Origin of the sequence: Sphingomonas carotinifaciens (assembly GCF_009789535.1) — a bacterium.
Taxonomy (GTDB): Bacteria; Pseudomonadota; Alphaproteobacteria; order Sphingomonadales; family Sphingomonadaceae; genus Sphingomonas; species Sphingomonas carotinifaciens.
The window spans coordinates 2531030-2545000 of sequence record NZ_WSUT01000005.1; the positions used below are offsets into that span (position 1 = coordinate 2531030).

The 13971-nt window shown below is 62.6% G+C and carries 11 protein-coding genes, 1 tRNA gene and 2 rRNA genes (1 of these 14 running past the window's edge); 8 read left to right on the forward strand and 6 right to left on the reverse strand.

The features are described 5' to 3' along the window. Nucleotides 1–473: 473 nt before the first annotated feature. Together GQR91_RS13880 and GQR91_RS13885 are read right to left on the reverse strand one after the other, a co-directional pair. Nucleotides 474–2255, reverse strand: coding sequence for a putative bifunctional diguanylate cyclase/phosphodiesterase (locus GQR91_RS13880; protein ID WP_211368615.1), 1782 nt, complete (start codon nt 2253–2255; stop codon nt 474–476). Nucleotides 2256–2339: 84 nt separating this feature from the next. Continuing rightward, entirely contained in the window at nt 2340–2543 is a 204-nt protein-coding gene (locus tag GQR91_RS13885; protein WP_149683664.1) for an ATP-binding protein, read from the reverse strand. A gap of 492 nt (nt 2544–3035) precedes the next feature. On the opposite strand from GQR91_RS13885, the gene GQR91_RS13890 reads away from it, so the two are divergent. The 6 genes from GQR91_RS13890 to GQR91_RS13915 all read left to right on the forward strand — a co-directional run bounded on the left by GQR91_RS13890 (nt 3036) and on the right by GQR91_RS13915 (nt 9634). Beyond that, nucleotides 3036–5312 carry a TonB-dependent siderophore receptor gene (locus tag GQR91_RS13890; protein ID WP_149683665.1) on the forward strand — a complete coding sequence of 759 codons (2277 nt, stop codon included), beginning with the start codon at nt 3036–3038 and terminating at the stop codon, nt 5310–5312. After that, nucleotides 5309–6121, forward strand: coding sequence for an alpha/beta hydrolase (locus tag GQR91_RS13895; RefSeq protein WP_149683666.1), 813 nt, complete (start codon nt 5309–5311; stop codon nt 6119–6121). Before GQR91_RS13890 ends, GQR91_RS13895 begins: the two co-directional genes overlap by 4 nt. Next, nucleotides 6118–6396 carry a hypothetical protein gene (locus tag GQR91_RS13900; protein WP_149683667.1) on the forward strand — a complete coding sequence of 93 codons (279 nt, stop codon included), beginning with the start codon at nt 6118–6120 and terminating at the stop codon, nt 6394–6396. The genes GQR91_RS13895 and GQR91_RS13900 overlap by 4 nt, the downstream gene beginning before the upstream one ends. Next, on the forward strand, nt 6393–6689 hold the full coding sequence (locus GQR91_RS13905; RefSeq protein ID WP_149683668.1) for a hypothetical protein: 297 nt from the start codon (nt 6393–6395) through the stop codon (nt 6687–6689). The genes GQR91_RS13900 and GQR91_RS13905 overlap by 4 nt, the downstream gene beginning before the upstream one ends. Before the next feature lie 6 nt (nt 6690–6695). After that, nucleotides 6696–8291 carry a PepSY-associated TM helix domain-containing protein gene (locus GQR91_RS13910; RefSeq protein ID WP_149683669.1) on the forward strand — a complete coding sequence of 532 codons (1596 nt, stop codon included), beginning with the start codon at nt 6696–6698 and terminating at the stop codon, nt 8289–8291. A 192-nt stretch (nt 8292–8483) separates the two neighbouring features. After that, nucleotides 8484–9634, forward strand: a protein-coding gene (locus GQR91_RS13915) for an IS3 family transposase (protein WP_164727759.1) whose coding sequence is annotated in 2 segments (ribosomal slippage) — nt 8484–8748 and nt 8748–9634 — 1152 coding nt in all. Because the reading frame shifts where the segments join, the coding sequence is not laid out codon by codon here. A 353-nt stretch (nt 9635–9987) separates the two neighbouring features. On the opposite strand, the gene GQR91_RS13920 is transcribed toward GQR91_RS13915, so the two are convergent. Next, on the reverse strand, nt 9988–10431 hold the full coding sequence (locus GQR91_RS13920) for a hypothetical protein (RefSeq protein WP_149683679.1): 444 nt from the start codon (nt 10429–10431) through the stop codon (nt 9988–9990). A 101-nt stretch (nt 10432–10532) separates the two neighbouring features. Between GQR91_RS13920 and GQR91_RS13925 the strand changes: the two genes are divergently transcribed. Both GQR91_RS13925 and GQR91_RS19950 read left to right on the forward strand, forming a co-directional pair. Then, nucleotides 10533–10931 (forward strand): hypothetical protein, encoded by a 399-nt coding sequence (locus GQR91_RS13925; protein ID WP_149683680.1) that lies wholly within the window; start codon nt 10533–10535, stop codon nt 10929–10931. Between the two features lie 92 nt (nt 10932–11023). After that, the gene (locus GQR91_RS19950) at nt 11024–12661 is read left to right on the forward strand and encodes a recombinase family protein (RefSeq protein WP_428842982.1); all 1638 of its coding nucleotides are present in this window, start codon (nt 11024–11026) and stop codon (nt 12659–12661) included. Here the strand turns inward: GQR91_RS19950 and GQR91_RS13940 are convergent. The 3 genes from GQR91_RS13940 to GQR91_RS13950 form a co-directional block, all read right to left on the reverse strand. After that, nucleotides 12618–12694 (reverse strand) — tRNA-Met (locus GQR91_RS13940). The genes GQR91_RS19950 and GQR91_RS13940 overlap by 44 nt on opposite strands. Nucleotides 12695–12775: 81 nt before the next feature. Continuing rightward, a 5S ribosomal RNA gene (gene rrf, locus GQR91_RS13945) occupies nt 12776–12890 on the reverse strand. A gap of 127 nt (nt 12891–13017) precedes the next feature. Next, a 23S ribosomal RNA gene (locus GQR91_RS13950) occupies nt 13018–13971 on the reverse strand (it continues 1906 nt past the right edge of the window).

A 13971-nucleotide genomic window follows, 5' to 3' on the forward strand; every position in this document is an offset into this window, starting at 1 on the left:
CGCCGAAGTCAGCTCCCGACAAAATCTGCCGTTCGATCCATGCTCGCGATGGGCGGCAAAGTCCAACTTTTTGTCGATCCGCGACCTCGATACGTCGCTTCCGGCGAGCGGATAAGTCTACATGAACGAACGACCGAAGCTGGGAAGCGAGCAGAGTGGCCTGAACGTCCACTTGTGAGTCCTCGCGGCCGCTAGGCTACCCGGCCGATAGCGAGCCATTTCCGGCCATTCTATGAATCGGCTCGGCATCCCGAAACGGGCCGATCCGCCGACCCTCAGCAGTCCCGTTTCTCCATGTTCAACAGACCGATTTGGGAAAACGCAATCGGGAACAGATTTCGGGGAGGCCGTCCCGCCGGACGATTGAGGAAGACGGGAGTTGCCAGAGCCGTCCCGTTCGACCATCCCGATCGGGATGGCCGAGGGCAGATCACTGCGTTGAAGCCTGTCGCCAGATGCGCGGGTGTTAGGCGTCAGGCTGCCATAGTTCGATCGGGTCGATCGGTCGCACGCTCTGCTAACCACGTGATGAGCTCTTCAGCTTCAAGTGGGCGAGAAAACAGGAATCCCTGTCCTTCCTCGCAGCCTATCTGCGCAAGCAGGGTTGCGGCTTCGTTGGTCTCGATGCCCTCGGCCACTACACGGAAGTTCAGCTTGTGAGCCAGATCGACCATGGTTTCGACCAGCATCACGTCGCTGCTCTCGCCAGACAAGAGGCCGCGCACGAACGCCTGGTCGATTTTGATTACATGGGCAGGCAGCCGTTGCAGATAGGCCAGGCTGCTTTGTCCGGTTCCGAAATCATCAATCGCAAGGCACACGCCTGCCTCGGCGAGCTGCCGCAACATGACCATTGCGCGATCCGGTTGATCCATGATCGCGCTCTCGGTCAGCTCGACCTCGAGCCGCTTGGGAGGTAGCTTACGGCGGAGCAAGCCCTGTCGGATGCGGTCGACCAGGTCGGCCTCTCCGAAGTTGGAAGCCGAGATGTTGATAGACAGGTTGAGGGGGGAACCCGATCGTTGCCACCCAGCAAGCTCGTCGAGTGCCGCATCGAGGACCCACTGTGTGGTCGCACGTGCCAGTGACGTGCGCTCGACGATCGGGATAAATTCGCCGGGCGAGATGTCACCCAAGGTCGGGTGACGCCAGCGCAGCAGAGCTTCGACGCTGGTGCAGCGCCCCGTCGCGAGATCCAGCCGGGGCTGATAGACGAGCCGGAGCTGGTCTTCTGCCTCAAGGGCTGCACCGAAATCCTGTAGCAGGCGGTAGCGACGTCGATGTGCCGTGTCGTTGGCTACGGAGAATATCGCAATGGCGCCGTCCTCCCGCCGAGCGTCCTGTGCGGCGCTACAGGCACCCCGCAGAACGTCGTCGGCGGACACATCGCCCAAGGCGAAAGGACGGACGCCAATCGCAACGCTGGTCACAAACCGGACTGAAGAGGCCGCACGGATAGTGCCAAAGGTCGATCGCACCATGGTGAGATAGGCGTCCTGCTCGACATTGGGCGGTGAGAGGAAGGCGAACTGCGCCGCGCCGACCTGATAGGCTGCCCGGGCTGGTTGTAGAGCCGTCTGCAACGCAAGCGACGCTTCTCGGATCATGTCGTCGACGCGCGCACCACCCATTACCTGCCGGAATCGGCTCAGCTCATCATCGCGAGCGAGGTCTACCACGACGGCGAGCCGCTGCTCGCCCGGGTGATCGCGGGCAAGGTCGAGGAGATCGTCCCGGAACTGCGTCTGTGTCGCAAGCCCGCTGACCGGATCGATGCGGCCAAAGGCATGCTGCAGCTCGATCTGCGCCATCACCATGGCGGCGAGGTCGGTCAGGGCAGTAATCTCTGAGCGTGTAACCCGACGCGGTTCCGTTCCAAGGACGCACAAGGCCCCCAGACCATAGCCGTCGCTGGTGACGAGCGGTGCGCCAGCGTAGAAGCGCGTACCCGCACGAGCCAGCACGCTGTCAGCGTAACACGGACTTGTGGCGAAGTCCTCGATGACGAGCGTCTCGGTCGTCTCGGCTACCTGAGCGCAAGGCGCCTTGTCCCGTGGAATGCTGCAATGATCGATGCCAACCCGCGACTTGAACCACTGACGATCACGATCGGTCAGCGACACAGCGGCGACCGGGAGGCCAAAGATCTGGCTCGCCATGCGCGTGATACGGTCGAAGCTCTCGCTGGCCGGGGTGTCCAGCAGCTTGAGTTGGCGCAAGGCCGTAAGTCTGGCTTCTTCCTGATAGTTACGCAACCGCATGCTCCCAGTCGGTTGCGCTAGCCCCGAAGTGTTAAGGAACGGTTTTGCGCTGCTGCGACAGGCTTGCCATACGGAACATCAGCCATATCGCTGCCGGCTCTTCGTAAACAGTCGAGCGTGACGAAACCGGCACGAGCCCCTACCCTTGCCGATCTCCCTGGCGGTGCAGAACGGCTCAAAGATGCGGACCTGATCGTCAAGAGCGATGCCGCTGCCCGTATCGGTCAGAGCAACGGTGACGAACGGCCCTGGATCGCCGCCATGTCCACGAATCACCGGCATCGCTGCACCGCGTTGGATCGAGACGGTAAACGTACCCTCTGGACATAAATGAATGTCTAGAGTTGGGGACGTGACGAAGGTGGCGCGAATAATCGTTTTTGGGTCGATGTGACGGAAGGGCGGGACGGAAGCTCTCGCCCAATTGGCGAACATCCCCGTCTAGGGTGCACGTCAATGGTGGACGGATTATCACAACGTGCGTCCGCACAGCAGCCTCGACGGCATGGCGCCCGCCAGAGTTCACGAACCGCCTCAGCCAAAGGCATGCGGACACGTAAGTTCAACTTATCAGCGGGCTGAAAACGAGGAGCCGGCCACCCCTAAGCTCGCCTGAATGACACCCGCAGGCGCGACGTTGTCGCGATCGTTCTCGTTTTCGCTGATAGTCAGGTAGACCTTTCACCACACAGAGAAGGGAAAACCGCACATCCACCCTGCCTTGATATTGCGAATCTTTCTCACTACACGATCCTCCAGATAGGGGGACGGTCAATGAAAAATGAAAAGTTGCGGTTGGCACTCCTGCTGGCCTGTGCGTTTCCAGCGATTGCCCAGGCGCAGGAAAGGCAGGAAGAATCGCAGACATCCAAAGACATCGTGGTCGTTGCAACAGGTCAGAGCCAGGCCACCAGCGCTTCCAAGTCGAAGGCGTCACTGATCGAGTCGCCGCAGACAATCTCGGTCATCAGCCGCGAGGAAATGGATCTGAGAGCGGTCAGCACCATCAGCGACGCATTGGCTTATACGGCAGGCGTCCGCGGCGAGGCGACGGGCATTGACAGTCGCACCGACGAGATCACGGTACGTGGCTTTCCCGCAGGCGGCTTCTCCTCCAACAACAATTTCGTGGATGGGCTGCGGCTGCCGTCAGGCGGACAGTTCACGCGCACGCAGTTCGATCCCTTCGCCCTCCAGCAGGTCGAGGTTCTGAAGGGACCTTCGGGCGTGCTGTACGGCCAGAGTGCGCCCGGAGGCATCATCAACATGGTGTCAAAGCGGCCGACGTTCGCAGCGCATGGAGAGGTGCTGTTGCAAGGCACCGGCTACACCGATCTCGATCGCTGGCAACTCACCGGTGGCGTTGATCTGTCCGGCTCGCTGGGCGGCTCCGGCACCTTGGCCGGACGGATCGTCGGGCTGGCGCGTGGCGGGCAGACCCAGATCCAGGAAACCAGCAACGAGCGCTATTATGTGTCTCCGTCGATCACGTTCCAGCCCAGCGATGCGCTGACCTGGACGCTGCTCGGCCAATATCAGCGCGATCGTGGTGGCTCGACCTACCAGTTCCTGCCGCGCACCGGCACGCTGGACCTTGTGAACGGTCAGCGGCTGGCGCTCGATGAATATATCGGCGAACCCGGCTGGAATACGTTCGATCGCGACCAAATCCTGATCGGCTCATTCCTGCGTGCCGATCTCGCGCCGGGCATCAGCTTCCGCAGCAACGTGCGCTACACCCACATCGACACGCTCTACCGTGTCAACGTGTTGGCTGGCGACGCTATGACGGCCGCAGGATGCGCCGCTGCGGTTGCGGCTCGACCGAGCTGGTACACTGGTTGCATCCCGGGCCGCACGCTACCGAGGCGCGCTATTCAGGGCGACGGCTTCAGCGACGGTATTGCTCTCGACCAACAGTTCGCCGGGCAATTCACCACCGGGCCGTTGCGCCACAGCGTGCTCGGCGGCATCGACTATTTTTACACCGATTGGGAGCATCGCCGCGATCTGGTGACGCCATCGGGTCTGCCGGCATCGCTGCGTGGGCAGGTTGAACCGCTGATCGATCAGTTCAACCCCGTCTATCGTGGATCAGCTTACTATGTCGCTGCTCTGGCACCGCAGGGCTATCTGGGCACGAAGAGCAACCAACTCGGCCTGTACGTCCAGGACCAGATCGCATGGGGCGGCCTGCGGGTGTCGCTGGCGCTGCGGCAGGACTGGTCCGACGACACGCTGCGCAACTTCACCAATGCGGCGGCTGTCACCTACCAGCGCACCAAGGCGGATGCGCTAACGGGGCGGGCCGGGCTGATCTATTTGTTCGACAACGGCCTTGCTCCCTATGCCAGCTATGCGGAGTCCTTCGCGCCGCAAGGCGGTGACTCCGCCACCAATGTAGCGGGAACGCCCTTCGTGCCGACCACCGGCGACCAATGGGAAGCGGGGCTGCGCTATGAGCCACGCGGCGGCAGCGCGTATTTCACGCTGGGCGGCTATCAGATCACCCAGCAGAACATCGCGACTGCCGCGCCGAACAACAGCTGCGTCGCGATCACTGGCTGCCTGTCGCAGACCGGCGAGGCGCGCATCCGCGGCGTGGAGTTCGAGGCACGAGCCCAGACGTCGTTCGGCGCGACCCTGATCGGCAGCGCCACGCGCAACTGGTCGGAGGTGACGAAGACGACGGTCGCCGCGCAGCTCGGCAAGGATTTTGCCCAGGTGCCCGACTGGCTGGTATCGGCATTTGTCGATTACCGGCTGCCCGAGAACGTGTTGCCGGGCCTCGGCCTCGGCGGTGGCGTCCGATACACCGGCGCGATCTTCGGTGACGCGGCGAATACGATCCGCATTCCGGATTATACGCTTTTCGATGCTTTTCTCCGCTACGATCTCGGCGGGGCGATCGCACGAGGTCGCGGTGCGTCGCTCTCGATCAATGCCCGGAATTTGACGAACAAGACGTATCTGTCGCTCTGCGGCGGACCGCAGTCCTGCTACTACGGATCGGGCCGGACGGTGACCGCGCGGCTGCAATACCGGTGGTGAGCGCCGTGACAGGGCTGGCGGCGTTGGTGGTCACGGCCTTCGCATCGCCACTGACCGACACGGCACGGCCCGTAGCGCAGCCCTATGAACTTCCGCGCAGCCTGGTCACCAAGGTGGGGTCCTATCAGGTGATGATCGCCTGGCCGGAAGGCGAGCCGCCTCCGGCGGGCTGGCCGGTGCTTTATGTTCTCGATGGCGAGGACAATTTCGCGATCACGGCGCTGACCGCTCGTCGGCTCGCGCGCGCGGGAGAGCGGAGCGGGGTAGACGCCGGTGTTGTCGTCGGCATTGCCGCGGGACCGCTGGCACGCCGGGTGCGCGACTATACGCCCGCGACGCCCGGCTGGATCATTCCCGCCGGCCGTCCGGCGCACGGGCTTGTCACCGGAGGTGCGGAGGCGTTCCTCGACTTGGTCGAGCGTCGCATCATGCCGCTGGTCCATGCCGGACGCTGGCGGGTAGATCGATCGCGCGAGACGCTGGCCGGGCACAGTTTCGGTGGCGTGCTGGCGCTGCACGCAGCATTCACCCGCCCGGCGCTGTTCGACAATGTGGTGGCGGTCAGTCCGTCGCTCTGGTTCGGAGACGGGCTGCTCGCTCGCGAGGCCGTGAGTATGCCCACCGGTCCGCGCGTCCTGATCGCGGAAGGCGACGGCGCGATGGCCGGCACCGCGTCGCCCGCATCGTTCGTCCAAACTCTGGGTGAGCGCGCCCGGCTGCTTTCGCTAGCTGGGCAGACGCACGGCACGACCATGCTGGCCGGGACTGCGCCGACAGTCACTTTCGCGTTCGGAAAGGCGGATCGATGATAGCTGCGTGGGCGGCTGCGCTGGCGCTGCTCGGGGGAGCGCTGTGCCTGTACCTTGCCGCGCCGCATCAGGCATTGCTCATGGGAGTGGTACGAGTGCGTCGATGGCTGCGCGCAACCGGCGGGGTGCTGCTGACGGTCGCGCTGCTCCTGCTGCTGACGATGCAGGGGCCAGCGACCGCAGTGTTCACCTGGGCAACGGGGGCGATGCTGGTTTGGAGCTTGGTACCGGTCGCCATTCGCTGGTGGCGCTTTCGCCGGGAGGTGATGAAGTGAACCGCCATGACCTCACCAGTCGCGACTGGTTCGGCAAGGCGTCGGCCGCGACGATCCTTGGCTTCACGCTGACGCTGGCGCTGACCTGCACGTTCGGATGGCTGTTCAGGACCGGCGACAGTTACTTCTCCGCACAGGGCCAGGTCGCCATGTGGCTGGTAGCACCGATCTGGTGCGCGATCCTGGGCTTGTGCTTCCTGTTTCGCAGCGGTCCGCGCGCTTGGGGTTGGCTGGCCCTCGCCAATATCGCTGCCTGGGCGCTGTACGCCGCCATCCGCCTGATCGGGAGCTGATCCGCGATGCGCACCGATATCGTCAAGACTTATAAAGACATCCATAGCTGGGTCGGCATCATTGCGGGTCTCGCACTGTTCATCGCCTTCTACGCCGGCGCGATCACGATGTTCGAGGATCCGCTGAACCGCTGGGCCTCGGCGCCGACATCGATCACCCCGGCACCATCGCTCGCGCGCACTCCCGAGCTGGTCGACAAGGTGTTGCGTGCCCATCCGGAGGCTCGGGCCGCCTATACCGTCAATTTCGACGTCGGGCCGGAGATGCCGGCACGCGTCAGCTGGACAAAGGGCAACCGCCGCGTCCCAGGCCCGACGTGGCTGGCGTCGCTGGCGTCCGATGGGTCGTTGCAGGTCGTGCAGCAGCAGGCCTCGCCCGTGGCGAATTTTATCGATGTCCTGCACGAGCAAATCGGTCTGCCCTTCCCGCACAACGTGTCGATGCCGATCATGGGCGTCATCTCACTGCTCTATGCGGTCGCGATCATCTCAGGCGTTATTTGCCTGCTACCGAGCTTGGTAAAGGACCTGTTCGCGCTGCGGTTCAGTCGGAATGTGAAGCGCATGTGGCTGGACCTGCATAATGTGCTCGGCCTGTTCAGCTTGCCATTCCACATCATCATGGCGGTGACCGCCGTCATCTTCGCGTTCCACGACGAGATCTACACCGCACAAGGGGCGGTGCAGCAGATCGGCGCGCCGAAGCTGGAGCGGCCCGCACGACCCGACCGGAATGCGCCGCCTCCGGCGCTTGAGGCGGTCACCGGCACGCTGCCGCCGCTCGAGCTACAGCGCCGGATTGCGCAGCAGGCACCGGGCTTCCGGCTCCATACCCTCACGTACGAATATAACGCGAAGGAAGGTCGTCACGGCGCCATCGCTGGCTATGATCCCCGCTACGGCACCCGCGCGCCCGTCTATGGCCTGGGCGAGATCGATACGCGCACAGGCGCGATCACCGGAGCGGACTATATGCCTGGTCGTCAGGATGCGTGGTTCGCCACCGTCACCAGCTTCTTCGCGCTGCATTTCGGCAGCTTCGGCGGCACGCCGGTACGCTGGTCGTATTTCGTGCTCGGGCTGGCGGGCGCCTTCCTGTTCTACTCGGGCAATCTGCTCTGGATCGAAAGCAGGCGAAAGAAGGAACGCAAGTCCGGCGCCGTCATGCAGACGCGCGCGACCCGCATCCTTGGTGCGCTGACCGTTGGGGTGCCGCTGGGCTGCGTCGCCGGTATCTCACTGACGATCGCGGCCGCCAAGTGGCTGCCGCCAACATCGCCCGATCTCCCCGCATGGCACGGTCGCATCTACTATTGCGTGTTCCTGGCGGCGATCGTCTGGGCCTTGGTGCGCGGTGCGGCACGCAGCGGTGCCTCACTGCTGTGGGTAGCGGCAGCGGCAACGGCAGCGATCCCCGTCTCCAGCTTCGCCTCCACGCTACTGGGCACGGGGTGGAGCGACAACGGTGCAACGCAGCTGGTCGATGCCGTGGCACTGGTCGGTACGGCGGGTTTCGTCGTCATGGCTCGCGCTGCCCACAACCGTGCACGTCATGGCCCGCGAGACAGCGTGTGGGCGATAACGGCCGCGGCGACCACCTGACGCGGGCCGGTGATTCAGAAGATCAGCAGACCCAGCTGGCGCGCATAGTCCAAATAAAATCCGGAGAAGTTAAGCCGCGAGCCTCGGTTCCGATCGCAGACACGTAAAAGCTCAGCACCCAACCTCTGCACAATACATTCTGGACTTGCCTCGGCAAAGTGGAGAGTTCCCTTGAAGTGAAAGGCGAACTCAATGACGAAGCAGCGACGGTTCACGAAGGAGTTTGAGGACGAAGCGGATCGGCTGGTGGCGACCAGCGGACGGACGCAGCGCGAAATAGCGGAGGATCTGGGAGTGGGGCTATCGACGCTGGTGCGCTGGATCAGCCGCAGCCGGGATCGTCTGGTGGATACGCCGGATCAAGCGCCGCAGGCGGATATGGCTGCCGAGTTGAAGCGCCTTCGGCGGGAGAATGAGATCCTTCGACAGGAGCGTGACATACTGAAGCGGGCGACCGCTTTTTTCGCCCGGGAGGGAAATCGATGAGGTTCCAGCTCATCGATCGGGCGAGAGAGGATTTCCCGGTCCACCGCCTCTGCCGGGTGCTCGGCGTCAGCCAGAGCGGCTACTTCGCTTGGAAGGATCGCCCGGCCAGTCGGCGTCAGCGCGATGACATGGTGATGCTGGCGCATGTCCGCTCGGCTTTTGCCCTGTCGAACGGCACCTATGGCAGTCCGAGAATGACGCGCGAGTTGCAGGATGATGGCTTTGCCATCGGGCGGCGTCGCACGGCGCGGCTGATGCGCGAGAACGACCTGCGTGCCCGGCAGAAGCGCAGGTTCAAACGCACGACCGACAGCGAACACGCCTGGCCGATCGCGCCGAACATCATCGACCAGGATTTCACCGCGACGGCAACCAACCAGAAGTGGGGCGTCGACATCTCGTACGTCTGGACACGGGAGGGATGGCTCTACCTGGCGGTGGTCATCGACCTCTTCTCCCGCCGCGTCGTCGGCTGGGCTGTCGGCGACCGGCTGCACCGCGATCTGGCGCTGGCTGCCCTGCGCAAGGCGCTCGTCATGCGGCGTCCCCCCAAGGGGCTCATTCATCATTCGGACCGCGGTAGCCAGTATTGTTCGGTGGACTACCAAGCCGAGCTGCGTCGCCACGGCATCCGCATCTCCATGTCGGGAAAGGGAAATTGCTACGATAACGCCATGGTCGAGACATTCTTCAAGACCATCAAATCCGAACTCGTCTGGCCCACCGTCTTCTATACCCGTGCCCAGGCCGAGCAGGCCTTTGCCCGCTATATCGACGGCTTCTACAACCCCGTCCGGCGCCACTCCGCGCTCAACTACACCAGCCCGCCGCAGTTCGAACAAACCGCGCCACGCTGAGCAAATGCCTCTCCATTTGAGCGGGGCAAGTCCAGGTCGGTCGGCTTAGCTAATCATATCGAGTTCGCTTTTTTCCGACCGCTTGATCGGACTTCGATGGCTCAGTGCGCGAACGTCGGCTGTTGTTGAAAGCCGCCGTTTGGCGGAAAGGTTTGGAACGTCCGCTTCGTCCCAGAACCTTGCCGTTCCGACCGCCGAGCCAACGATGCCGGAGACCCGATTGATCGACATGAACGAATGACCGAAGCTGGGGAGCGCCTTGGGCGCCCTGAATGGCCGGATGTGGGTCTCCTCGGCAGGAGGGCAGGGCAGATACTCTCGCCCAATATCGGACAATCAACGGCCAATATGAGTTAGAAGGTGACGCTTAGCGACTGCCCAATTCTCAGGCTGGACCACGCATGGCTTAGTTCGTTGATCTTTTTTCGAATAGCCTCGACGTCGGCTGGGGCTATCGGGGCGACCAGCGGCAAGTCGGTTCCGCAGGCATGCTCGTAGACGGCGATCAGGTCCGTTGCGGGTACTTGGCCGCCCCACATCTCGGCTTGAAATGCCTCCACCAGCCTTTCAACGGCCGCCTCCATCTCTCCACCCGATGTGGTAAAGGCCACCGGCCGCCCTTCGCGAAGGAGGGATAGGAAGCCCTTGTGTGGTACCGTCGATTCGACGGCATAATGGATCATGTCGTGCGGGAGGATGCCCTGCTTAGGGCATTGAACCGTCTCGCTAGGGAGGCCATCCCGGTCGACCCGCAGATCGTCGAACTTGCCGTCACGCCTGGTGAAAGTGAGGAGCATGCTGCTCTCTTCACTAGACAGCTTCGGGGGACAAGAACGATTCTCCACAGGGTCTGCTTTCCTCCCAACAGGAGACACTGGGATCCTCAGCGTCACCATAAGTGACCCGCTATCCCGAGATGGATGAACGGCCGAAAACGGGAAGCGGTTTTGCAGCCGTCAATGACCGCATCTGGGTCACTGCGGCCTACCGAGGTAACTGGCTGCAGGGTGGGAACTTTGTCCGGGCGTCTTTCTTACGGAAACTCATCCGCAGCATATTAGCGGTCGGCGACCAATTGCGAGCTGAGAGAAGCTGCAACCATGTGGGCAGGTTGGAGACGCTGCGGCTTGGCGCTCTCCACGTGGCCTACATGCCAGTCAAGCCGCCCTTCCTGCTGCCCGAACACGCTATCGCGCTGGCGCGTCTGCTGGCGCGCCATGTCGCAAGGCAGCATCACGCCGAGCGGTGTGCCGCAGGCAAGAAGTCCGATAAAACGGACCGAACGTCGGAAGCATGATGGGAATCGCAGGAGGAAAAACGATGCGCTGCGCGGTATATGCGCGCTTCTCGACGGACAAGCAGGACATGCTGTCGATCGAGACGCAGCTGATGATGTGCCGGCGCGAGATCGAGCGTCAGGGATGGAGCGAAGTGGCGTGCTTCACGGACGCCGCGGAGTCGGCTGCGACGCTGCACCGTCCCGGTATGCAGGCGCTGCTGGCGACAATCCAGGCAGGCTACATCGACATCGTCTACGCCGATGCGATGGACCGGCTGTCGCGCAGCCAGGCCGATATCGCCTCGTTGTTCGAGCGGCTGCGCTTCCGCGGCATTATCCTGGCAACGCGCAAGGAAGGCGTGGTGACCCCGTTGCACATCGGCATGATGGGGACGATCAACGCCGAGCAGCTGAGCGCGACGAGCGAGAAGACCCGTGACGCGCTGGTGCGCCGTCAGGCGATGGGCCGCAATCCGGGGGGTTCGGCCTATGGCTATGAAACCCGGGTGGCCTATGACGGCAATGGCGAGCGGATCCGCGGCCTCCAGCAGATCGTCCCCGCGGAGGCGGCCGTCGTGGTGCGGATCTACGAGGATTATGCCGCCGGGCTGTCGCCGATTGCCATCGCCCGGCGCCTCAATGCCGAGGGCATCCCCTCCCCGCGCGGCGGACGACCGGGCAAAGGTAGGATCAATCTTGCTGCCTGGACGCCGAACACGCTGACCGGCAACGCCGCCCGCGGCACCGGCATCCTCAACAACCAACTGTACATTGGGCAGCGCCCGTATGGAAAGCAAACCTACCGCAAGAACCCTGACACCGGGAAACGCCACGCCTTCATCAACGCCGCTGACGCCGCCACGGCCCTTGTCAGAGCTCCCGACCTTCGCATCGTACCAGACGCCTTGTGGGGGGCCGTGAAGGCCCGGCAGGCAGCCCTTGCGCGCCCCCCCCGTACGGAACCGGCCGGCCCTGCCCGCCCCTATTTTGCTCAGCAGCGGCCGAAGTACCTGCTGACAGGGAAGATGACGTGCGGCGTATGCGGAGCGAGCTACGCCAAATCCGGTCAGCATCGCTTCGGCTGCCAAGGCGCGGCAAAGAAGGGCCCGACCTGGTGCGACAATCGCCTGACCATCAGGCAGGATGCGCTCGACGCGAGGGTGCTGAAAGGCCTGACCACCGCCATGCTGCGCGACGATGTGGTCGCGGCATTTCTGGAGGAATATGCAGCAGAGACCCACCGGCTTGAGGAGGCCAGCGTCAGCACGCGCCCCGAGCACGAGGCAGAACTCAGCGAGGTCGACCAGCAGATTTCGCACGCAAAAACCGCGATCCTCAAAGGCGTAGATCCGTCGTTGTTCGTCGACGAGTTGCAGAGGCTGGGCACGCGACGTACCGTGCTGATCGAGGCGCTTGCCGCTGCCGAACATCCAGACGCAGCCGAGTCGCTGCTGCGTCCGGATCTCGGCCGGATTTATTGTGAGAAGGTTACGACGCTTACGTCAGCCTACGAGGACGATGCACTGCGCGCGCAAGCGTTCGAACGCATCCGCGCGCTCATCGAAACGGTGGTCCTGACGCCACAGGGCGAGGACCTCGCGATCGAGCTACGCGGCGAGTTGGCGTCGATGCTGGAGCTGAGCGCGAGCACAGACATGCAAAACGCCTCGGAAGCGGTGGCTTCCGAGGCGTTGCAAATGAAGTTGGTTGCGGGGACAGGATTTGAACCTGTGACCTTCAGGTTATGAGCCTGACGAGCTACCGGGCTGCTCCACCCCGCGGTGGTGAGGTTTTGTTCTTGCGCTGTGTGGCGCAAGGGGGATGTGAATGGGTTCTTTGTGTGCATGTTCGCGGGCTTCAATGCCTGGCGACGACCTACTCTTCCATCGCTTGAGCGATAGTACCATTGGCGCGGTCGGGTTTCACGGCCGAGTTCGGGATGGGATCGGGTGGGACACCGACGCTATGGCCACCAGGCAATGGAGCCTGCGAGCATGCGGTTGTGTTGGGATGAAATCGATGCACCTTGGAAGTTTTATCTGGCTGAGAGTTATTTCCATCCACCCGTTCATCTAGCCCAGGGCTGATGGTGGGGGTGTGGAGCTCTCAAGCGCGACCAGAGCAATTAGGACCGGTTAGCTCCATGCGTTACCGCACTTCCACATCCGGCCTATCGAGGTCGTGGTCTTCGACCGCTCTTGATGAAATCTTATCTCGAGGGAGGCTTCCCGCTTAGATGCTTTCAGCGGTTATCCCGTCCGTACATAGCTACCCTGCTGCGCCGTTGGCACGACGACAGGTACACCAGAGGTACGTTCAACCCGGTCCTCTCGTACTAGGGTCAACTCCTCTCAAATTTCGACGCCCACGGCAGATAGGGACCAAACTGTCTCGCGACGTTCTGAACCCAGCTCACGTACCACTTTAATTGGCGAACAGCCAAACCCTTGGGACCTGCTCCAGCCCCAGGATGTGATGAGCCGACATCGAGGTGCCAAACAACCCCGTCGATATGAGCTCTTGGGGGTTATCAGCCTGTTATCCCCGGCGTACCTTTTATCCGTTGAGCGATGGCCCTTCCACGAGGGACCACCGGATCACTATGACCGACTTTCGTCTCTGCTCGACTTGTCAGTCTCGCAGTCAGGCTGGCTTATGCCATTGCACTCTAACAGCCGGTTTCCAACCGGCCTGAGCCAACCTTCGCGCGCCTCCGTTACTCTTTAGGAGGCGACCGCCCCAGTCAAACTACCCGCCACAGAGGGTCCCTGTACCGGTTTCACGGTACGAGGTTAGACAGTAGACAACAACAGGGTGGTATTTCACCTATGGCTCCACATCAGCTGGCGCCGATGCTTCAAAGCCTCCCACCTATGCTACACAGTTCTTGTCCACTGCCACTCTGAAGCTGCAGTAAAGGTGCACGGGGTCTTTCCGTCTAACCGCGGGTACTCCGCATCTTCACGGAGAATTCAATTTCGCTGAGCATGTCCTGGAGACAGTGGGGAAGTCGTTACGCCATTCGTGCAGGTCGGAACTTACCCGACAAGGAATTTCG

Bases quoted from the DNA above. Each gene is read 5' to 3' on its own strand.
- GQR91_RS13890 (WP_149683665.1), top strand. From the start codon at position 3,036: ATGAAAAATGAAAAGTTGCGGTTGGCACTCCTGCTGGCCTGTGCGTTT.
- GQR91_RS13920 (WP_149683679.1), bottom strand. From the start codon at position 10,431: ATGCTCCTCACTTTCACCAGGCGTGACGGCAAGTTCGACGATCTGCGG.
- GQR91_RS13910 (WP_149683669.1), top strand. From the start codon at position 6,696: ATGCGCACCGATATCGTCAAGACTTATAAAGACATCCATAGCTGGGTC.
- GQR91_RS13900 (WP_149683667.1), top strand. From the start codon at position 6,118: ATGATAGCTGCGTGGGCGGCTGCGCTGGCGCTGCTCGGGGGAGCGCTG.
- GQR91_RS13885 (WP_149683664.1), bottom strand. From the start codon at position 2,543: ATGCCGGTGATTCGTGGACATGGCGGCGATCCAGGGCCGTTCGTCACC.
- GQR91_RS19950 (WP_428842982.1), top strand. From the start codon at position 11,024: ATGATGTGCCGGCGCGAGATCGAGCGTCAGGGATGGAGCGAAGTGGCG.